Source organism: Halomicrobium sp. HArcht1-1, from assembly GCF_058933285.1.
Map to the genome: position 1 here is coordinate 2,517,279 of NZ_JBZYDL010000001.1, position 20,613 is coordinate 2,537,891.

18 protein-coding genes and 1 tRNA gene are annotated in these 20,613 nt (G+C 69.1%); 8 read left to right on the plus strand and 11 right to left on the minus strand.

The window, feature by feature from the left end:
* Positions 1-99: 99 nt before the first annotated feature.
* Entirely contained in the window at positions 100-996 is an 897-nt protein-coding gene (locus AC5FRZ_RS13230; RefSeq protein ID WP_170095199.1) for a thiamine-phosphate synthase family protein, read from the plus strand.
* A complete protein-coding gene (locus AC5FRZ_RS13235) occupies positions 996-1,628 on the plus strand; it encodes a class I SAM-dependent methyltransferase (protein WP_493564810.1) in 633 nt (210 codons plus the stop codon). Before AC5FRZ_RS13230 ends, AC5FRZ_RS13235 begins: the two co-directional genes overlap by 1 nt.
* Before the next feature lie 22 nt (positions 1,629-1,650).
* Here the strand turns inward: AC5FRZ_RS13235 and AC5FRZ_RS13240 are convergent, their stop codons facing one another.
* The 3 genes from AC5FRZ_RS13240 to AC5FRZ_RS13250 form a co-directional block, all read right to left on the minus strand.
* Positions 1,651-2,415 carry a DUF7001 family protein gene (locus tag AC5FRZ_RS13240; RefSeq protein WP_493564811.1) on the minus strand — a complete coding sequence of 255 codons (765 nt, stop codon included), beginning with the start codon at positions 2,413-2,415 and terminating at the stop codon, positions 1,651-1,653.
* Between the two features lie 339 nt (positions 2,416-2,754).
* Positions 2,755-4,302 (minus strand): (R)-citramalate synthase, encoded by a 1,548-nt coding sequence (locus AC5FRZ_RS13245; RefSeq protein WP_372480372.1) that lies wholly within the window; start codon positions 4,300-4,302, stop codon positions 2,755-2,757.
* A gap of 153 nt (positions 4,303-4,455) precedes the next feature.
* Positions 4,456-4,836 carry a DUF192 domain-containing protein gene (locus AC5FRZ_RS13250; RefSeq protein WP_493564812.1) on the minus strand — a complete coding sequence of 127 codons (381 nt, stop codon included), beginning with the start codon at positions 4,834-4,836 and terminating at the stop codon, positions 4,456-4,458.
* Between the two features lie 78 nt (positions 4,837-4,914).
* Here AC5FRZ_RS13250 and AC5FRZ_RS13255 point away from each other — a divergent pair, with 78 nt between their 5' ends.
* The 4 genes from AC5FRZ_RS13255 (at position 4,915) to AC5FRZ_RS13270 (ending at position 9,966) form a co-directional block, all read left to right on the plus strand.
* Positions 4,915-5,481 carry a DUF7097 family protein gene (locus tag AC5FRZ_RS13255; protein WP_493564813.1) on the plus strand — a complete coding sequence of 189 codons (567 nt, stop codon included), beginning with the start codon at positions 4,915-4,917 and terminating at the stop codon, positions 5,479-5,481.
* A gap of 49 nt (positions 5,482-5,530) precedes the next feature.
* On the plus strand, positions 5,531-6,082 hold the full coding sequence (locus AC5FRZ_RS13260; protein ID WP_372480370.1) for a GMP synthase subunit A: 552 nt from the start codon (positions 5,531-5,533) through the stop codon (positions 6,080-6,082).
* A 77-nt stretch (positions 6,083-6,159) separates the two neighbouring features.
* Positions 6,160-8,019 carry a DUF2070 family protein gene (locus tag AC5FRZ_RS13265; protein ID WP_493564814.1) on the plus strand — a complete coding sequence of 620 codons (1,860 nt, stop codon included), beginning with the start codon at positions 6,160-6,162 and terminating at the stop codon, positions 8,017-8,019.
* Between the two features lie 162 nt (positions 8,020-8,181).
* Complete coding sequence (locus AC5FRZ_RS13270) at positions 8,182-9,966, plus strand: M3 family oligoendopeptidase (protein WP_493564815.1); 1,785 nt, start codon at positions 8,182-8,184, stop codon at positions 9,964-9,966.
* 570 nt (positions 9,967-10,536) lie between these two features.
* Here AC5FRZ_RS13270 and AC5FRZ_RS13275 read toward each other — a convergent pair.
* Positions 10,537-10,622: transfer RNA gene (locus AC5FRZ_RS13275), tRNA-Ser, on the minus strand.
* A 123-nt stretch (positions 10,623-10,745) separates the two neighbouring features.
* Here AC5FRZ_RS13275 and AC5FRZ_RS13280 point away from each other — a divergent pair.
* Positions 10,746-11,702 carry an AAA family ATPase gene (locus AC5FRZ_RS13280; protein WP_372480368.1) on the plus strand — a complete coding sequence of 319 codons (957 nt, stop codon included), beginning with the start codon at positions 10,746-10,748 and terminating at the stop codon, positions 11,700-11,702.
* A gap of 2 nt (positions 11,703-11,704) precedes the next feature.
* Here the strand turns inward: AC5FRZ_RS13280 and AC5FRZ_RS13285 are convergent, their stop codons facing one another.
* The 6 genes from AC5FRZ_RS13285 to AC5FRZ_RS13310 form a co-directional block, all read right to left on the minus strand.
* Entirely contained in the window at positions 11,705-12,220 is a 516-nt protein-coding gene (locus AC5FRZ_RS13285; protein WP_372480367.1) for a DUF7519 family protein, read from the minus strand.
* Positions 12,217-13,572, minus strand: coding sequence for a DUF58 domain-containing protein (locus AC5FRZ_RS13290; RefSeq protein ID WP_493564816.1), 1,356 nt, complete (start codon positions 13,570-13,572; stop codon positions 12,217-12,219). Before AC5FRZ_RS13290 ends, AC5FRZ_RS13285 begins: the two co-directional genes overlap by 4 nt.
* Positions 13,572-14,147 carry a DUF7269 family protein gene (locus AC5FRZ_RS13295; RefSeq protein WP_170095210.1) on the minus strand — a complete coding sequence of 192 codons (576 nt, stop codon included), beginning with the start codon at positions 14,145-14,147 and terminating at the stop codon, positions 13,572-13,574. The genes AC5FRZ_RS13290 and AC5FRZ_RS13295 overlap by 1 nt, the downstream gene beginning before the upstream one ends.
* Positions 14,144-15,085, minus strand: coding sequence for a DUF4129 domain-containing protein (locus tag AC5FRZ_RS13300; RefSeq protein ID WP_493564817.1), 942 nt, complete (start codon positions 15,083-15,085; stop codon positions 14,144-14,146). Before AC5FRZ_RS13300 ends, AC5FRZ_RS13295 begins: the two co-directional genes overlap by 4 nt.
* Before the next feature lie 134 nt (positions 15,086-15,219).
* On the minus strand, positions 15,220-16,809 hold the full coding sequence (locus AC5FRZ_RS13305) for a hydantoinase B/oxoprolinase family protein (RefSeq protein WP_493564818.1): 1,590 nt from the start codon (positions 16,807-16,809) through the stop codon (positions 15,220-15,222).
* A complete protein-coding gene (locus AC5FRZ_RS13310) occupies positions 16,806-18,791 on the minus strand; it encodes a hydantoinase/oxoprolinase family protein (protein ID WP_493564819.1) in 1,986 nt (661 codons plus the stop codon). The genes AC5FRZ_RS13305 and AC5FRZ_RS13310 overlap by 4 nt, the downstream gene beginning before the upstream one ends.
* A 112-nt stretch (positions 18,792-18,903) precedes the next feature.
* Here AC5FRZ_RS13310 and AC5FRZ_RS13315 point away from each other — a divergent pair, with 112 nt between their 5' ends.
* Positions 18,904-19,884, plus strand: a complete 981-nt coding sequence (locus AC5FRZ_RS13315) for a BGTF surface domain-containing protein (protein ID WP_493564820.1) — start codon at positions 18,904-18,906, stop codon at positions 19,882-19,884.
* Between the two features lie 75 nt (positions 19,885-19,959).
* Here the strand turns inward: AC5FRZ_RS13315 and AC5FRZ_RS13320 are convergent, their stop codons facing one another.
* Positions 19,960-20,586: an ArsR/SmtB family transcription factor gene (locus tag AC5FRZ_RS13320; RefSeq protein ID WP_170095214.1), complete on the minus strand. Its 627-nt coding sequence runs from the start codon at positions 20,584-20,586 to the stop codon at positions 19,960-19,962.
* Between the last annotated feature and the right edge of the window lie 27 nt (positions 20,587-20,613).

A 20,613-nucleotide genomic window follows, 5' to 3' on the forward strand; every position in this document is an offset into this window, starting at 1 on the left:
TGACGGGCGTGACTGTCAGCGACCTGTCGGCGAGAACTCGGTGCGAGTTCGGAGGCGACCAGAAATGACGACTGTGTCCACGAACGGAGGGCGAGCGCCGTGAGGTTCGTCGAGGAGATCGTCGTCGACGAGTTCCTGCCGACCTTCAGGTCGCTGCTCGCGGAGGCGTTGCGCGAGCGTGACCTCACCCAGTCGGAGGTGGCCGAGCTGCTGGGGATCAGCCAGAGCGCCGTCTCGAAGTACGCCCACGGAGAGGTCGAGCGCAACGAGCGGCTGCTGGAGAACGACCGGCTGGCGGCGCTGGTCGAAGAACTGGCCGACGGGCTGGCCAGCGGCGAGATGACGCCCGTCCAGGCGTTGATCGAGACGGAAGTGGTCGTCCGCGAACTCGAACAGGGGGGCACACTGGCGGCGCTGCACGAGGACGCCGTGCCGGAACTCGCCGAGTACGGCGGCGACTTCGCGGTCCACGACCCCGACAGCAATCTCCGGGAGGCAGAACAGACCCGCTCGTCGGTTCGGCGTGGGCTGCGCCTCCTGGAGAACACCAGTGGCTTCGCCACGCTCATTCCGGCGGTCGGCTCCAACCTCGTCGAGGCTCTCAGCGACGCGACGGGCATCGAAGACGTGGCCGGCGTCCCCGGCCGGATCCTCGACGTGAAGGGGCGGGCGACGATCCCGGCCGAGCCGGAGTTCGGCGTCAGCGAACACGTTGCGGGCGTGTTGCTCGCGGCACGGGCCGGCGGCGCGGACGCGAACGCGATGGTGAACATCCGCTACGACGACGACGTCGTCGACGACCTCGAAGCCGCGGGGTACACGACGGTCGCGTTCGACGCCGAGGCCGACACCGAGACCGCGATCGCGGCCGCACTCGACGAGTGTCCAGACGCCGACGTGCTCTACCAGACCGGCGGCATGGGGATCGAGCCGATCAGCTACGTGATCGGACCCGACGCCAGCGCCGTCGCGGAGATCGTCCGCGAGATCGCGTAATGGGCGACGTGCGCGCGTTCTACGGTCGGTGGGCGACCATCTACGACCTGCTGGCGACACTGCCCGGCGTCCGGTCGTGGCGGCGCGCGGCCGCAGCAGAACTCTCGCTGTCGAGGGGGGCGACCGTCGTCGAGATGGGCTGTGGCACCGGCGCGAACCTCCCACACCTGCGGTCGGCGGTCGGTTCCGAGGGGCGTGTCCTCGGACTGGACGTGACCAGAGAGATGCTCAGTCGCGCACGCGGGCGCGGCGACGCCGACTTGCTGTGGGGGGACGCGACCCGACCGCCGCTCTCGGGATCAATCGAGGGGCTGCTGGGCACGTTCGTCGTGGGCATGTTCGCCGATCCGCGATCGGTCGTCGACGAGTGGTGTACCCTCGTCGAACCCGGCCACCGGGTGGCACTGTTGCACTTTAGCCGGAGCCAGCGCGCGTGGGCGCGCCCGATCGACACCTGTTACCGGGCGTTCGTCTGGGCGTCCTCGACGGACAAGCGACAGACGGACGTGGCCGACAGTCACGAGCGCCGCGTCGAGGACGCCTATCGACGGCTGGCCGACCGGACGGCAGACTACCGCGAGCGACGGCTGGCGGGTGGTTACCTCCGGCTGGCGAGTGGCCGCGTCGAGTGACTCCGACGGCGCTGGCGGCCAGTCACGGACGGTACCGTTCGGCGTGGGCCGGACAGAAGTCGGTGCCTCGAAGCTGTGCGGCGACGACGCCGGGCTGGCGGTGGGGGTTCGCCAGCCGGCACCCGTCCTCGTCGCAGAAGTCCTCGCCGGTCTCCAGGTAGTGATACGCCTGGAGGACGTACCCCTTCAGCGCCTCGGTCGTCCGCTGGTCGTCCTCGACGAGGAACTCGCCCTCGACTTCGCTCTCGAGGACCTCTCGGGGCGGGGAGTCTCCCGAGACCATCGCGTGTTTCTGTTGTTCCTTGTAGTACTGTTCTGGCTTGGCCGGGGCCTCGTACAGCCCCGGAACCGACACGAGCGCGGGCTGGCCGAGGACGTTGACGCGCTTGTGCCACCGGCCGTCGTGGTCGCCCCACGTGCCGAGCACGCGATCGAGCACTGGAACGTGGAGGTGATCGAGCCCGCGCTCGTCGGCTGGCAGTCGCTCTCCGAGTAGCTTCTGGACCTGGAAGCCGTCGTAGATGACGCCGCCGGCCCGCTCGGGGTGGTCCAGCGCCCGCTGCTCGTAGCGAACGATCCCCAGCATCGTGTTGCCCGTCTCGCGTTCGTACGGCGAGAGCACCCGCGCGGAGGCGAACGCTTCGGCCAGCTCCTCGTCGGCGTACAGATCGAGGAAGCGATCCCGAACGTCGACGCTCGCCTCGATCCGCTCGGCCAGCCAGTCGGCGATGGCGTCCACGTCGGCGACCGTCGTCGGTGCCCGGTACAGTGTGACCCGTTCGACCATGTATTAGCCAGTGGTACGACCGAGTGAAACAGTTGCGGTCTGAGACAGCCACAATGGTCAAATTTATGCATTGATGTGCAGGTATATGTACTATGGCCGACGAGCATCTCGCTCGCCCCAGAAATGTCGCTTTCCTCGGCGAATTCCAACGCTGTTTCCGTGCCACACGAGAGTCGACCGTCGAGCATTCGCGCGAACGAGCGGTTCGAAGAACCCGGTCGTTCGCGCGATTCACCCGCGAGCGCGCCTTCGGCGCGCTCGCGGCCTTTTTCGCCCACGTTTTTGCGCAAGCGGTGGCGAGCGAAGCGAGCCACCCGCAGCGGAAAAAGGTGGTAGGTCCTAGTCGTCGGCGACGACCGGCTCGTCCTCGTCGGCGATGAGGCGGTCGATGGCGTCGACCATCGCGTGGACGGAGGCCCGGGTGATGTCCGAGTCGCTGTTCGAGACCGTCACCGTTCGGTCGCCCCGAGACATCTCGACCTCGACGGTGACGACGGCGTCGGTGTTGCCGGTGATGGCGTCGACGTGGTAGGAGTCGAGGTTCCAGTCGACGGAGTGCCCCAGCGCCCCCTCGATAGCGCCCATCGCGGCGTCGACCGGGCCGGAGCCGGTCGAACTCGCGGGCTCGCGTTCCTCGCCGTCGACGGCGAGTCGGACGCTGGCCGTGGGAGTGCCGCCACCGGCGATGGTCGTCAAGTCCAGCAGTTCGACGCGGCGCTCGCGGTCGGTGCCCTTGACCTCCTCGGCGATGGTCAGCAGGTCGGCGTCGGTGACCCGTCGGCCGCGGTCGCCGATCTCCTTGACCCGCTGGACGATCGTCGCGAGTTCGTCGTCGCTCACGTCGATGTCGTGCTCGTCGAGCGCGGCGGCGACGCCCGCGCGCCCGGCGTGTTTGCCCAGCGCGAGGCGGCGCTCGCGACCCACCTTCTCGGGCCGGTAGGGCTCGTACATCGCGTCGTCTTTCAGCGTCCCGTCGGTGTGGATGCCCGACTCGTGGGTGAAGGCGTTCTGGCCGACGACGGCCTTGTTCGGGGCCAGCTGGATCCCCGTCGTGTTGGCGATCAGCTGTGCGAGATCGTACACCTCGGTCAGGTCCATCGTCTCGACGCCGTAGCCGTGATCGAGTGCGATGGCGACCTCCTCCAGGGCGACGTTGCCGGCCCGCTCGCCGATGCCGTTGATGGTCCCGTGGACCATGTCCGCACCGGCGGCGATCGAGACCAGCGCGTTCATCACCGCGAGCCCGAGGTCGTCGTGGGTGTGCGTGCTGACCGGCCCCAGCTCCGAGAGCCGGGAGACGGCTTCGAGCGCGCCGTCCGGCGTCGCGTGGCCGACGGTGTCGGCCCAGCAGATCCGGTCCGCACCGGCGTCGATGGCGGCACCGAGCAGTTCCTCGAGGTAGTCCAGATCCGCACGCGAGCCGTCCTCGCCGATGACCTCGACCCACAGCCCCTGCGCTTTGGCGTACTCGACCAGCTCGACGGTCGAGTCGACGTTGTCGGCCCGGGAGGTGCCGACCTTCTCCTCGATGTGGCGGTCGCTGGCGGGGACGACGAGGTTGATCCCGTCGACGCCACACTCCAGCGCGAGGTCGATGTCGTCGCGAATGCCACGGCAGAAGCTCGTCACCGTCGCGTCGAGGTCGAGATCGGCCACGCGGGAGATGGTCTTTCGCTCGCCCGGCCCGGTACAGGCGCTGCCCGCCTCGATCACGTCGATCTCGGCCGCGTCGAGTTGGCGGGCGATCCGTGCCTTCTCGTCGGGCGACAGCGAGATGCCGGGGGCCTGCTCCCCGTCTCGAAGCGTGGTATCAAGGAACTGTACGCCGGCAGCATCAGAGAGGTCCCGCGTCAGCGGGTGACCCCCGAACAATGTCGTCTCTGTCACGGTTGTGTCCTGCGAGTTATCGTCGCTGGCGAATTTCGCGCCCAGCCGCCGTGAGGCGACTTCCTCTATCCTCGTTGTCGGAATCCGACATAGTACTCGAAGGTCAAGCGGCCGCCGCTGATTAATCTGTTGGGATCGGTTCGCACGGTCGGATCACGACTCGATCAGGACGCAGTCGCCGGGCTCGACGCCGTCGGCCGCGCCGGCCGGTAGCTCGACGACGGCGTCCGCGCGGGCCATCCCCAGCCCGGTCCAGGGCGAGAGGGTCTTCACCTGTGCGACGGTCTCGTCCCGGAGCCAGACCACGTCGATGGGGAACCGGACGAACAGCATGTGGATCGACTGGTAGCCATAGTCGCCGAGCAGTGCCGAGAGCGGCCAGGGCGGCCCGTGGAGCCGGAAGACCAGCGCGTAGTCGTCCGGGATCGAGGCCCGAAACATCAGTCCCTTCGCCTGTTCGACGGTCGACTCGGCCACCTCGACGGTGTCGGCGAGCGTCCGCCGTTCGTCTCCATCGTCGTGGACGACGCGCATGGCCGTTGGTGGACGCCGCGGGGCAAAACCCTTGCTGGCCCGAGACAGATTCAAGCGTCTCGATTCGTCAGTGGGAGTATGGAGAAGGCACCCGGCGGGACGAGCGTCGGCGTCGACGACCCCTACGCACACGTCGACCGCTGTGACTGGATCACGGACGACGGGAAGTGCCGGTGGGCAGTCGAACACGGCCACCACGATCCCGAGTTCGCCGACGCCCGCAGTGCCGAGGAGTTCCGGTGTCCCGTCGTCGCCGGGGGAGACGACCACGACCCCAGCGTCTCCTCGACGGAGGCGGCGGCGGGCCGCTGGGAGTGGCGAGACTGCCCGCACTTCCGGCGGCGAGAGCGCGACCGGGCGTGTACCCGCTGCGGGCTCGAAGAGCGACGGATGGCCCACACCGACGAGCGGCCGCTGCTGGAAGAACACCACCTGTCCTATCGCGAGGGCAGCGACGACGACCTGAACCACGAGATCACGATCTACCTCTGTCGGTGGTGTCACGCGAAAGTCCACCAGTCGTGGGCGCGGATCGACGACGACGCGAACCCGGACGCGGCGGCCATCGCCGAGCGGGAGGGGCGGCGCACCCGCGAACAGTCCGAACTCGGGTTCGAGTCGGCCGCCGACCGGTACGAGGAGTGACCGGCCAGTTCCAAGAAATATATACGGACAGACGGCCTCCGTTCGCGTAATGACTCAGATCGCCGTCATCGACAATCACGGCCAGTTCACGCACCTCGAACAGCGTGCGCTGCGTGACATCGGCGTCGACGCGGAACTCGTCGACAACGACACGCCGCCCGGCGAGATCGAGGCCGACGGCCTCGTCCTCTCTGGTGGCCCCGACATGGATCGCATCGGCAACTGCCCGGCGTACCTCGACATGGACCTACCGATCCTGGGAATCTGTCTGGGGATGCAGCTGATGGCCGACCAGCTCGGTGGCCGCGTCGGTGGCGGCGAGTACGGCGGCTACGCCGACGTGACAGTCCAGATCGACGACGACGAGGACCCACTGATCGGATCGCTGGCCCCGGAGACGCGCGTCTGGGCGAGCCACGCCGACGAGGTCAAGGAAGTGCCCGACGGGTTCGAACGCACCGCACAGTCCGACGTGTGCAACGTCGAGGCTATGAGCAACGGGACCGATCGCTTCGGCGTCCAGTGGCACCCCGAAGTCGCCCACACCGAAGAAGGAGAGGAAGTCTTCGAGAACTTCCTCGCCGTCTGTAACGGAGAGTAGCTCGTCAGCTCCGTCGGTCCCACCGCGGGAGGGCGAAGACGAGTACATTTAACCGGATCGATAGGGAGAACTACAGTATGACAGCGACGCAAGGAAACCTCGCGGGGCTCTCGCGTTTTATCTTCCGGGCACCGCGCTGGTACACGAGCGTGACGTTCGCGCTGGTGCTGGCGGCCGTCACTGGCATCGCCGCCTTCGACTCGCGGTTCGTGTTGGACGACGCCTGGCAGGGCGTGTTCTTCGTGGGCATTCCGACCGTTCTCGCGAGTGTCGGCACGGCCTACGTCGACAACGCTCTGGGCGGGCAGCTGACGCCCAATCGCGCGTCGCTGCTGGCGCTGTTTTGCGAGCTGATCGTCATCGCCTTCGTCGTCGGTGCCGGCGTCGTCTCGGTGCTGACGGCCTTCGACCAGGAGTTCGTCCTCGATTCGCTGCTGGTGAGTCTCGCCGCGATCTTCGCCCTCCGTCTGCTGGTCGTGATCGCCGTCTCCCGGCGCTCGCTCCCGGTCGCAGCGATCGCCGCGAGTATCCAGCCGGCGGCGGCAGCCGCGCTGCTCGCGGTGTATACGGGTGCGACTTCGGCGCTGCTCGACGATCCGACGCTCCGACGATTCCTCTCGCGGCCGGATCACGCACCGCCGGAGCTACAGTTCCTCCAGCCGGTCGATTTCGGGCTACTCGCGGTCATGTGCGTGCTGTACGCCGGTGCGGTGTGGCTCTTCCTCGTCCTGCTGGATCGCCCGTGGCGCTCCAGTCTGGGCGTCTCGGTGCTGGATTTCATCCAGGGCTTCATCGGGCACATCGCCGAGGGAAGCCGCGAACTGGAGGACTTCTTCGAAGAACTCGGCGAGGAGGCGCTCGTCCCGGTGACGGTGCTGTCGGTTCGCCGCCCGGACGGCGAAGAGAAGGCCCGCTTCGTCCTCCCGATGATCCATCCGGGACCGATGGGCGAGATCGGCGGCGGGAACCTCCCCAAACGGGTCGCTACCGAGGCCGACGGGCTCGCCTTCCCGCCCCACGCCACCGCGGGCCACGACTTCAACCTCGTCACCGAACGCGAGGTCGACGCGATCCTCGCGGCGGCGCGGTCGGCCTATCGGGACCTCGAATACACCGACCAGGCGACGGCGAGCCAGCGAGTCGAGGAGGGTGACGCGTCGCTGCTGGGCCAGGCGGTCGGCGACGACGCCGTGATCGTCTCGACGTTCGCGCCGGGGTTCGCCGACGACGTGGAGTACGCCGTCGGCCTCTCGGCGGCGGCCGAAGCGCGAGCGGGCTCGCTGGACGAGATCCTGCTGGTCGACGCTCACAACAGCAACGACGGTCTGGAAGGCGACGACCTGGGCCACGTCGTCCCCGGCAGCGAACGCTCGTTCGACATGATCGACGGAGCCGGGAAACTCGGGGCGGAGCTGGCCGCCGCCGACCGTGGCCGGCTCCGCTGTGGCGTCGCCTGGGACGAGACGCCCTGGGAACCCCAAGAGGGGATCGGGCCGCTCGGGATCCGCGTCGCCGTCTTCGAGGTCGCGGGGACCAGAACCGCCTACGTCCTGATCGACGGCAACAACATGGAGCCGGGGCTGCGGGGCGACATCCTCGCCGAACTCGACGGCGTCGACGACGCAGAGGTGATGACGACCGACACCCACATCGTCAACACCGTCGAGGCGGAGAATCAGGTCGGCAGCTCGATTCCCGACGACGAGCTGATCGCGCTGATCGCCGAGTTGACCGAGCGGGCGATCGACGACCTCGAACCCGTCGAGGCCGGGATGGCCAGCGAGAAGGCGACCGTCACGGTCTTTGGCAACGACCGGACCGAGACGCTGGCCTCGACGGCCAACGCCGTCGTCTCGCTGGGCGGCGCGCTCGCGGTGACGTTCATCCTCACCGTCTTCACGGTCAGTATCGGGATCTTCCTCGTGACCGGCGGATAGCAGCGTTTATTCGAACGGCGTGTGATTTTGGGGACAGGTCCGGTCGAAGGATGACCCAGTAACGCCTTTCTCGGGCAGTCGTGCCCCTACGGTCAGGCCGTCTCGATCCGTCGCCAGCGCTCGTTGTGGCGACAGCGACAGTGCGATCCCCGACAGCCACAGATGTCACGACCGAACCACGCAGACAGAGACGAACAGTACACCTGGGATACCGACCGGATCTTCGCGACGCCGGCCGACTGGGACCGATACCGTGAATCGCTGCAGACCGACCTCGACGCGGACGATCCGCCGTCGGAGCCCGTCGAATCCACGGCAGCGGCGCGCGACCTCGTCGACGCCGTCAGTGACTGGTACCGACGTGCCCAGCGCCTCGAGCTGTACGCGACGCTCCGGGACTGCGTCACGGACGCAGAAGCGGCCAGCGACAGGGCCAGACGGGCCCGCGACCTGTCGAGCACGCTGGAGGCGGCCGTCGCCCGGCGACTCGATCGACTCCGCCGGACCGACGAACCCGCACTCGACCGGATCGAGCGGGGGCTCGACGAACGACGCCACTACTTCGCGTCGCTCAGACGGCGAGCCGCCCGACAGCGTTCACCCGACGTCGAAGCCGTGATCGAGCAGTTCGCCGAGCAGCGTACCAGCGCCGACCGGATCGTCCGCGCCGTCACGAACGAGGACTTCGCGCCGCCGACCGTCGAGACGCCAGACGGCGAAGAGCGGACGATTACACAGGGTCGCTACAGACGAGCGCTCTCCAGCCCGGATCGCGAGTATCGCCGCACCGTCTACGAGTCCTATCTCGACGCGTTCGCCGACCACGAGGGGACGCTGGCGACGGCCTACGCCGAGAAGCTCTCGGCCGCCAGCGCGCTCGCCGAGGTCCGGGGCTTCGACTCGATCCGTGAGTTGCAGTTGACGAACCGGACCTACCCGGAGAGCGGGCTCGAGGTCCAGTTCCCGCAGACGCTCCACGAGACGCTGATCGAGAGCGTCGCGGACGCGATCGGACCGCGAGAGCGAGCGCGTGACTTGCGGGCCGAACGACTCGGAGTGGAGAGGGTGCGCCCGTGGGACACCGAGGTCTCGCTGGCCGACGACCCCGAAACGGAGCTGTCGTACGAACGAGCCAGGGACCTGATCGTCGGATCGCTCGCACCGCTGGGCGAGAAGTACCAGGACCTCGCACGCGACTTCTTCGCGAGTCGCCGCGTCGACGTCTACGAGTGCGCGGACAAGCGCAGCGACATCCCCGCGTTCTGTCCCTCCTCGGCCGACGACGGTGCCTTCGTCCTCCTGAACTTCACGGGGGACGTGCGGACGGCCTTCTACCTCGCACACGAACTCGGCCACGCGCTCCACGTCGAACACTACCGTTCGGAGCCGACGATGTACGCCACCGGGCCGCGCCCCGTCTCGGAGATTCCGAGCCTGCTCCACGAGCTCCTGCTGGCCGAACACCTGATAGATCGGGGCGGCCCGCTGGGCGCACACGCCCGGAATCGCCGCCTCGAAGCACTGTCGGGAATGCTCTACGGACAGGCGGCGAACGCGGCCTTCAAGCGTCGGCTTGCCGTGGCCGTCGACGACGGTGAGACGCTTTCGGCCGACCGCATCGCCGACGCGTCGCTCGCGGTACAGTCCCAGTTCGATCCCGCACTCGAACCGTGTGAACGCTCGCGATACCAGTGGCTCACGGGGCAACTCTTCCGCGACGCGTTCCACCACTACCAGTACGTCCTCGGGGCCGTCGGCGCGCTGCACGTCCGCGAGTCGCTACGCGAGGACAGACGTAGCCCGGCGGCGTACCGCGAGTTCCTCCGCACAACCGGACAAGACGAGCCACTCGCTCAGTTCGAACGTCTGGGGATCGACCTGACCACGAGTGACCCCTACGAGCGTGCGACGAGTGTGTTCGACGGGTACCTGGACGAGTGGACGTGAGGGATTCGGGTTTCGACTGCACGGGAAGCGGTGGCGCGCGCCGTCGCGTCCTCGTGGCGTGACGAAGCCGGAGGGACGAGGAGCGCAGCGTCGCGAGCACCGGAGTCGGCTGGGGAGGAACGCGGGTCGTCCTTTCCGACGCACGGACCACTCGCTACGCTCGTCGTATCGCGGGTCAGAACACGCCGGAAAGCAGAGCTTTCCGAGCTTGTGGTCGTTCCACTCGCAAAAACGGCGAGAGACGGAGTCTCCGACACCTACACACGTTCCGTTCGCTGAAAGACGCCGAGAAGCGAAGCCTCTCGTGCTCTATCTCGTTTCACCCGATAGAACGCCGAGGAGGAGATTTGAACCGGAGGAAGACGTTCCTGCTCATACTGCCGGCTGTAACTTCGTGAAGATCTTCGCCACCCCGGGGTGGCGAAATCATTCACAGACTTACAGCCGGTAGTATCACTTCGTTGCGCGGGCTGCGACTTCCGGGGTTCAAATCTCCGCGTGTGGCGTTTCCTGCTCACAGGTCGATCGACACGCACAGCGGTCGCTCGAAGGCTGGTATTCGCAGGAAAACGCCGAGGAGGAGATTTGAACTCCTGTGTCCTGAACGGACAGTTGCTCTCGAAGCAACCGCCTTGGCCGGGCTAGGCTACCTCGGCTCACTTCATCGTAGCGCGATGTGCTCTTTATCGGTTTCGGTTCGAGCCGGGAGTGACAACCGTTGGACAGCGCCACTCCGATTTCTCCGACAGTAATATTGTGTGTGGCCGACAGTAGAAATTATGGACGTGCCAGAAGCCAGTGACGTGTGTTCACGGGTGTTAGACGAGATCGGATCGGCAGTGATCGGCGAGCGATCGTTCTTCGAGACCGTGTTACTGGGCGTCGTCGGCCGCGGCCACGTCCTCCTGGAGGACGTGCCGGGGACGGGGAAGACGCTGACGGCCCAGACGATGGCCCAGACCCTGGGACTCAGCTTCTCCCGGATCCAGTTCACACCAGACCTGCTGCCGGCAGACATCACCGGGACACACGTGTTCAACGAGCGCGAGCGGAGCTTCGAGTTCAACGAAGGTCCGATCTTCGCCAACGTCGTGCTGGCCGACGAGATCAACCGCGCGCCGCCCAAGACTCAGTCGGCGCTACTTGAGGCCATGGAGGAGGGGCAGGTCACCGTCGACGGCGACACCTACGACCTGCCGCAGCCCTTCTTCGTCATCGCGACCCAGAACCCGGTCGAGATGGAGGGGACCTTCGAGTTGCCCGAGGCGCAGGTCGATCGCTTCCTCGCGAAGACGTCGATCGGGTACCCCGACGAGGACGGCGAGTTCGAGTTGCTCCAGCGTCGGGCCGGCCGCGTCGAGCAGAGCCCCTCCGTCGAGACGGTGCTGTCGCCCGAGGAAGTCGACGAACTGCGAGCGCTACCGGAGTCGATCACCGTCGAAGACGACGTGTTGCGCTACGTCTCGAACGTCGCCCGGGCGACCCGAGAGCACCGCCACGTGGACGTGGGTGTCTCGCCCCGTGGCACCCAGCGGCTCTTCGAGGCGGTCCGTGCTCGGGCGCTGATCCGCGGTCGGGAGTTCGTGACGCCCGACGACGTGAAGGCCGTCGCACAGCCGGTGCTGGCCCATCGGGTCGTGCTGACGCCGGAGGCCCGCGTCGAGAACGTCGCCGAGGCCGCCGTCGTCGAGAGCGTGCTGGACGACGTGCCCGTGCCGACCGTGGCTCGCCAGTAGCGTCACCGATCGAGGGCGTAGGTAAACAGCAGCGCCGCACCGAGCAACAGGGCGATCGCGGTCGTGGGCTGGCCGGTGCTCGCGGCGTCGTAGACGACGTAGCCGACGACCGCGACCACGGAGCCGACGGCGACCGTCACACCCACGTGTGCGAGCTGGGCCCGCGTCGAGACCGCCGCGTGTCCGAGTTGCCGACCGAGGCCGATGCCGTGCTCACCCGCGTCCCACGCGACGACCGCCGCCCCCGCAGCGACCAGCATCGGGACCGGATCGGTCCCTGCGACGCCGGCCAGCAGGACGGCCCCGAACAGCCCCGCGGAGCCGATCCGGTGGAGCAGTCGCGACCCCCGGCGTACGCCGAACGAGACCACGACGAGTCCGCACAGACCGACGGCACCGGCAAGCAGCGTCGTCGCGCTGACCAGTACAGTCACGAGCCCGGCGGCGACGGCGACCGCGACCGAGGCCGTGCCCGGCCGGGTGTCGAGCGAGTCGGCGTCGGTGGCGCGGGTGCTCATCGCGACCCCCCGTCCCAGCGGGCGAGCGCGTGCGGGAACGGTTCCGTCCCGTCCCAGTCGACGACCGGAATGTCGCGCTGACGGAGGTCCGCGAGACGCAGCGACCGCCTGACTCCGGCCAGTCGGTGCCCGGCGGAGTCGTCGGTCGTCGGGTCCGGCGAGACTACCGTCGTCCGGTGGCCGTTGGCGTCGAGTCGGATCGCAGCGCCGGCCACGTGGTCGTCGGTCAGCGGCGTGAACACGACGATCTGGGCGTCCGTCGGCGCGCGACGCCTGATTCGCTGGACCGCGGCGTAGAGGTTGGTCTCCGCGTCGGGCCCAGACGGCGAGAGCGCCGGCTCCGTCGAGAGGAACTCGCGTGCTCGAACGCGGTGTTCGTCCCCGTTGCCCGGCGAGAGCCAGCAGTCCGTCGGCGACAGCGCCGTCAGCCCCACGTCGTGGCCCGCGTCGGTCAGCGAGACGTAGGCGTGGCCCGCCGCGTCGACGGCCGCGTCGAGCGCCGTCCGGGCCTGTGGCGCTGGGGCGGCGTACGCCGCCTGTCGGGCGTCGACGACCAGCACGACCGAGACGCTGCGTTCGACCCGGTACTGGACGGTCGTGAGATCACCGGTTCGGGCGGTGCGGTTCCAGTCGACACGATTCAGCGGGTCGCCCGGACGGTACTCGCGAGTCGCGTAGAACTCCACGCCGGGCCCGCCAGTGTCTGCCGGGAATCGGCCCGTGTGACGGGTGGTCTGTGATCGCAGCGGAAAGGCGACGCTCTGGCTCGGTAGCGACGCCTCGCAGCCGACGGTGTCTGGCGCGTCGACCGTGCCGCGTCGCTCCGTGGCCCCGGACGCGTCCCGAGCGAGGACCGTCGTCGGCTCGAACTCGTGACGGCCCCGCCGAGCCCGCAGCAAGTAAGAGAACGTCGTCTCCTGGCCCGGTCGGAGCGCGGTCGCGACGCGGGGCGACCCCTCGACGACGGTCATCTTCGGCGGGACGCCGTCGACGAGTCGCAGGTCCGGCATCGTCCGGTCGCTCTCGTTGCGCACCGTCACGGTCACCGCGACGGTGTCGTCGGTGTCGGGAGCGGCGTCGCTGATCGAGCGCTCGACGCTCACCTCGACCGGCGGCGGCGAGGTGAACTGCCCGTAGCCCGCGAAGGCGATCCCGAAGGCACTGGTCAGCAGGAGGCCGGGCTCGCGGGTCAGGACGCCTACTCCGAGCGCCAGGAGCGCGAAGACGGTAACGCCGTACCACCGCCTCGTCCGGCGGTCGACGACCGTCCCCGGTTCGATCTCGAACTCGGCAGCTTCGTCGGTCGCGCCGGCAGCGCGGGTGGCCGCGGCCGGAATCGAGCTGAACGACATCAGGCCTCACCACCGTCCTCGACGATGCGATCGAGCTCCGCGGCCACGCGGCTGGCGCGTCGCGGGAACGGCCCCGACCCCCAGAACGTGCCGGTGACGGACTCGCGGAACGACGAGCCGGCACCGCTGGCGGACGCGAAGAACTCCGCCGCCAGCTCGTCGTCGGTCCAGGTGCCCTCGTCGAGGCGGCGGCGCGCTTCCGCCTCGGAGAGCCCGCGGTACTGTGTCAGCACCGACAGCGCCGCGTCTTCGAGGTCGCTCCGGACCGCGAGCGCCCGCTGGTCCCCACCGGAGACGCCGAACGAGGGGGCCTGCGAGAGCAAGGCGTCGAACTCGTCGCCCGGGACGGCCGCGGGCCGGCCACGCTCCGGCTCGGGGAGCCAGCCGGCGTCTGGGTCCCGCCCGAACCACTGGTAGGCGCGGGACAGCCCCGCGAGGACCGCGAGGCCGGCGAGCACCGTCGGGAGCAGCGACGGCAGCGAAGCGACGGCGACGGCGTCGGGAGCGAACGCGAGCACGAGGCCGACGACGGCGGCACCCGTCGCGACTGCCAACAGGAGCCTGCGGCGGTTCATCGGTCGCCCTCCGATCGGAGCCGATCCAGCGCGGACCGCGCGCTCGTCTCGCGCTCGCTGGTCGGCGGGCGCTGGCCGTACCGGACTTCGCGGAAGCGGTCGGTCAGAGTCGCTACGGCGTCACGATCGAAGCCCGCCGCCCGTGCGCTGGCGGCGATCTCTGCGGGCGTCTGGCTCCGGCGGTCGGCGTCCTCGACCTCGCTTGCCAGCTCTCGCCAGGCCCGATAGACCGCGTTGGTCGCCTCGGCGTCGGCGTCTTCGAACCGGCCGCTCGCGCGTGAGGCCGCGACGGTGTCCGGCTCGCGGGACGGGTCGGGAGCGTCGGCGACAGACCCCGTCGACTCGTCGGCGTCTGGCGTCAGCCGCGACGCGAGCACGACGAGGCCCGCGACGAGGACGACCGCACCGATCACGAGCGCGACCAGCGGGAGCGCGTCGGTCGCCGTGTCGGCGGCGACGGCGCTGGCGGAACCACCACCTTCGACGTGCTCGGGCGATCCGGAAGCCGAGCGGTCGGTTTCGGGCTCGCCCCAGGAGAGCGTGAACACCTGAGAACCGAACAGCACGAGCCAGGCGACACCGGCGGGGACGATGGTGGTGACGGCGTGTTTGAGTAGTTCGGGCACCGCGCTGGCCCCCTCTCGCCACAGTCGGTACCCGACCCACGTCAGGTACGCGACGGTACCACCGACGAGCAGGAGTTGCAACACGGGGCTGACCCAGTTGCCGAACGGAGACGAGGCGTTCGGAGCGACCGTATCGGCCATCGCCTCGGCGGTGTAGCCGGTACCGTCCGAGGAACCCGCTCCCTCTCCCTCACCCTCGCCGGTCCCGACCGCCGTGGCCGTCTCTGGGCTGTCGAGCCCCGCTGCGGCGGCCGAAATCGCGAGGACCCCCAACACGACGACAAGCACCGGTCCGATGCGGTCGACAGTCATCGATCCCACGTTCGAGGGGGCTGTATGTAAAATTACAGTGTCGCGATCGGCGACCGAAAGCGGACGGTCACGAACTGCTCGCGGCAGTGTTCCACAGAGAGGCAGTCCCGGGAGACAGTCGAGGGGGACACGCGTCAGGCGTCGTCGGGATCGCCGTAGCCGCCACCGCCCGGCGTCTCGACTCTGACGGTGGTGCCGGCCTCGACCGCGCGGGTGAGCTTCGAGGCAACGGCCTCGCCGTCGACGAAGTTCTCGCCGACGGTCCCGTCTGTCCCCCCGGCTCGGCCCGCTGGCGGCGTCTGGCGGCGATCGGTCAGCAGCGAGACGGTGGCGTCGGTCTCGACGACGATCTCCCGGACGAGTCCGTCACCGCCGCGATGGCGGCCGGGACCGCCCGTGTCAGAGCGCAGCGAGTACTCGGCGACCCGCAGCGGGTACGCCGCCTCAAGCGCCTCGACCGGCGTGTTTCGCGTGTTCGTCATCCCCACCTGGACGCCGGAGGCACCGTCCCGGTTCGGCGTCGCGCCCGCGCCGCCGCCGATGGTCTCGTAGTAGGTGAACTCCGGTCCCCCGACGACGAGATTGTTCATCGTCCCCTGGCTCTCTGCCGGGACGCGGTCGGGTGCGGCCGCCGCGAGCGCGTCGAAGACGACCTCGGTGACCCGCTGGCTCGTCTCGACGTTGCCGCCGACGACCGCCGCGGGCGGCGTGGGGTTCAGCAGCGATCCCTCGGGTGCCGCGACCGTGACGGGGTCGTAACAGCCCTGATTCGGCGGGATCTCCGGATCTGTAATACATCGTATGACGTAGTAGACGGCGCTCTCGGCGACGGCGAGCGGCGCGTTCACGTTGCCCGCGACCTGCGGGGCGGTCCCCGCGAAGTCGACCGTCACCGCGCCGTCCTCGACGGTTACGGTCGCCTCGATCGGTACCGCCGTGTCGGTCACGCCGTCGCCCTCGATCGTCCCCGAGGCCTCGTAGGTGCCCGGTTCGAGAGCCGACAGCTCTCGCTCCATCCGCGCTCGCGAGTAGTCGACGACGGCGTCGAAGGCCGCGAGCAGCTCCTCGCCGTGGTCGTCGAGCAACTCTCCGATCCGACGGGCTCCGCGCTCGTTGGCGGCCAGTTGGGCCTGCACGTCGGCCCGGCGCTGGGCCGGGTTGCGGACGTTCGCCAGCACCAGCTCTAACACGTCTGAGACCACCGTCCCGTCGGCGACGATCCGGACCGGCGGCACGCGCAGCCCCTCCTGCTGGATCTCTCGTGCCCCGGCGGGCATGCTGCCGGGAGCCATCCCGCCCACGTCGGCGTGGTGTGCCCGCGAGACGGCGTACGCGACGATCTCGTCGTCTCCGGTGGGCCGGTCGCCGGACCGGGACCGACCGCCGCCTGCTGCCGCCCCGATCGGCGAGACGAAGGTCACGTCCGGGAGGTGGGTGCCACCGGCGAAGGGGTCGTTGAGCGCGAACACGTCGCCGGGCCGTGGATTCCGGTCCCGGATCGCGTCGACGGCACGGGGCATCGCTCCGAGGTGGACCGGGATGTGTTCGGCCTGTGCGACCAGCCGCCCGTCGGCGTCGAACAGCGCGGTCGAGCAGTCCCGACGTTCGGTGATGTTGGGCGAGTAGGCTCCCCGGATCAGCACCTCGCCCATCTCCTCGGCGACGCTCTCCAGCTGGTTCCGGAGAATTTCGAGCTCGACCGCGTCAACGGCGTCGTCGGTCACGCCGACCCCTCCAGACGGATCGTCCCCTCGTCGTCGACGACGAGCGTCCACCCCGGCGGGCAGACGACGGTGCTCTCGCCGCCCTCGACGATCGCTGGGCCGTCGATCGGCCGCTCGGGCACCAGTGCCGGCCAGTCGTAGATCGGCGTCTCACGACGCCCGTCTCCGAAGACCGCCTCGCGAGTCCCGACCCGCGGCTCGCCGCTGCCTTCGAAGGATCGCTCCGGAGCCGTCCCCTCGATCGTCGCCGTGACGCGGCAGTTGACCAGCTCGACGGGCTCGTCGTCGAGCCGGTAGTCCCGCGCTCGCTCGTGGGCCGCGTGGAACCGCTCTCGCAGGTCGGCAGGGCGGAACGGCTCGCTCACGTCGACGGTGAGTTCGTGGCTCTGGCCGACGTAGCGGAGGTCCGCCTGTCGTCGATACGTCGCCGCGCCGGGGTCGCTCACGTCCGCACGGACGCGGTCGCGGAGGTCCTCGTAGAGGTCCTCGATCGTCGCCCGCGTCGCGTCGCCGAGCGTCGTCCGGTGGGTCCTGACCGCGTCGTGGTGCTCGGCCGCCGCCAGCAGCCCGAACGCCGAGAGGACGCCGCTGGCTCGCGGGACCACCACCCGATCGACGCCGAGGCGATCGGCCAGCGGAGCGGCGTGCATCGGCCCGGCTCCGCCGAAAGCGGCCAGCGCGAACCGCCGAGGGTCGTGCCCGCGCTCGGTCGTCACGCCGCGGATCGCTCGCGTCATCGTCGCGTTGGCGACCCGGAAGACTCCCCGCGCCGCGTCGACCGGGCCGTCGAGATCCGCCGCCGTCGCGAGATCGTCCAGCGCGGCCACCGCGGCGTCGGCGTCGAGACCGAGGTCGGCACCGAGCGTCGTGTCGGGGCCGAGATACCCCAGCACGAGCGCGGCGTCGGTCACCGTCGGTTCGGTCCCGCCCCGACCGTAGCAGGCCGGACCGGGGTCGGCACCGGCCGACGCCGGGCCGACGCGGAGCGCACCCCCGGCGTCGACGCTGGCGATCGATCCCCCGCCCGCGCCCACGGTCTCGACGTCGACCATCGGAATCCGGATCGGGTGACCGCCGACGGCCGCCTCCGTCGTCCGCTCGACCGAGCCGTCCCGGACCAGCGACACGTCGCTGGAGGTCCCGCCCATGTCGAACGTGATCACGCCGTCGGCGTCGTCGGGCTCGAAGGCGGCGGCACCGACGACGCCGGCAGCGGGGCCGGACATGACGGTCGTCACCGCTCGCTCGCGGACCGTGGCCGGATCGGCGATGCCGCCGTTTGCCTGCATGACCCGTGGTGCCGGGAGCCCGCGGTCGGTCGCCCGATCCGCGAGCCGGTCGAGGTAGTCGTCGACGACCGGCGTGAGCACGGCGTCGGCGACCGTCGTGGCCGTGCGTTCGTACTCGCGGAACTCGGACAGCACCTCGTGGCTGGCCGAGACGGGCACGTCGAGTTCGGACCGGAGGATCGCCGCCGCACGCCGCTCGTTCTCCGGGTGAGCGTACGCGTGGAGGAAGGCGACCGCGACCGCGTCGGCGTCGATCTCTGTGGCCAGCGCCCGTACCTCGTCGGGATCGACCGACCGCTCGATGCCGTCGATCGTCGCACGCTCGTCGAGTTCGTACCGTCGCGCCGCGGGGACGAGCGGCGTCGGTCCGCGCGCGTCCAGATCGTAGAGACTGGGACGGTCCTGTCGGCCGATCGCGAGCACGTCGGCGAAGCCCTCGGTCGTGACCAGTGCCGTCGTCGCGCCCGACCGTTCGAGCATGGCGTTGACCGCGACGGTCGTGGCGTGGCGAAAGCGGTCGACAGCGGTCGCTCCGACACCGGCCCGGTCGCAGGCGCGTTCGACGCCGTCGAGCACGCCCTCGCTCTGGTCTGCCGTCGTGGGTACTTTCGCCGTCGTCAGCCGTCCGTCTGCGACGACCACCACGTCCGTGAAGGTGCCGCCGACGTCGACCCCCAGCAGCGTCTCGTCCATACCGGTCGCTGGGTCGCCCGGAGATAAACTGTTGTGACTCAGCCAGCGGCGCAGTTCAAATCAGGTTTAAGCTACCGGGACCGCTTAGGGACACGCGCAACCACGACGACCCATGAGACAGCAAACGGTCCCCGCAATCGTCGCGCTCCTCCTCGTCGTCCCGTGCGTTGCGATCGGGGCACAGACGACACCGACCGCGACGATCGACTACGAGGGCGAGGAACTGACGGTCGAAGCCGCACCGGGCGAGCAGATCAGCGGCGAGACGACGCTCCCACCGGGAACGCGGCTGACCGTCCGGATCAAGTCGGCCAACAGCGCCTCGCCGTTCCTCAAGCGCCTGGAGGCGACGGTCGCCGACGACGGCACGTTCACGGCGACCGGCGACCTCAGCGACCTCCCCCCAGACACCGCATTCGAGGCGGCCGTGGTGTACAACGCGACCGTGATCAGCAGGCAGAGCGGGCAGATCGTCCCCTGTACGAGCGACTGTACGGCCACGCCGAGAAGCAGCGACACGCCGACGGCGTTTTCCACCGACGACCCGGCCCTGCCACGGCCCGTCGTGCAGGTCCGACAGGGCGGGACGACCGAAATTCCGATCGCCGTCGGCGACCGCGAGCGCGTGCGACTGTCGATCGGTAGCGACCGGACCAACTACCGGCTCAACGCGACGGTGACAGACGGCGACGGTGACGGTCGTGCAGTCGTCTCGTTCGACTCGGTCAGTGCGGGTCGAGACGCGCCGACCCTGTCGCCGGTCGACGACGACGACCGAGTGACCACGGACAGCGAAACGACGCTGTCGGACGGACTCGACCCCACCGAGTACGATCTCAGGCTGCTCGGTGCCGGCGAAAACGAGACGAGACTCTCGATCGGGACCCTGGTCGTCTTCGATCAGAGCGAGAGCACGGACGCGCCCGAACCACCAGAAGAGACCACGTCGACGCCACCTCTGAACGAGACGACGCCAGCGACCAGTCGCGGCGTCGATCTGGGCGGGATCGGGGCGCTCACCGTCGGCGGACTGCTGGGAATCGTCGGGATCGCACTCTTGCTCGGACTCGCCAGAGGCGGGCGCGGGGAGTGATTCTCGTACTACCGGCTGTACGTCTGTGACGAGTTCGCGACCCCGTATCGCGAATAGCTTGAAACAGTGACACTCTCAGTCGGACGGTGCGCGTCGAACGGCCAGGAGCGCGACCGTCGCGACGAGCAGCGCTCCGAAGAAAAAGAGGACGCCGGGTTCGACGACCTCGAAGACGACCCAGGCGATCGAACCGTCCGGCGGTGCGACGGTCGTGTCCGGGCTCGCGGGGCCGACGGCACTCGGGGGACGGACGCTCCGTCGCATCAGTCGCTCGGCACCCCACTGGACGAACAGCGACGCCGCGGCGAGGACGCCGATCCCGCCGACCACGTCGGTCACCGACTGCCTGACTGCCGGCGTTCGAGCGTCGTCACCGACGAACACCAGCGGGTCGCTGGCCGGACCGTACACCGTCATCTCGTTGCCCTTCTCCGAATAGATCGTGTCGACCGGCTCGACCAGCTCCGCGTCTTCGAGGTTCGAGAGGTGGTAGTGGACGTTCTGGACCGACGTGTCGACCCGGTCGGCGATCTCCGAGGGCGTCCGGGGTTCTTCGAACAGTGCCTGAAACGTCGCTCGGCCGGTATCAGACGCCAGCGCGTCGAGTACCTCGTCGGCGTCGCCCTCGGTCATTTCGAGGACGCGAGCCCGCTGGCTGGTCGTCGTCGCCCGGTCCTGAATGCGGTCGATGAGTCCCGACATGGCCGTCGTACTCGGTGGTAGAGACGG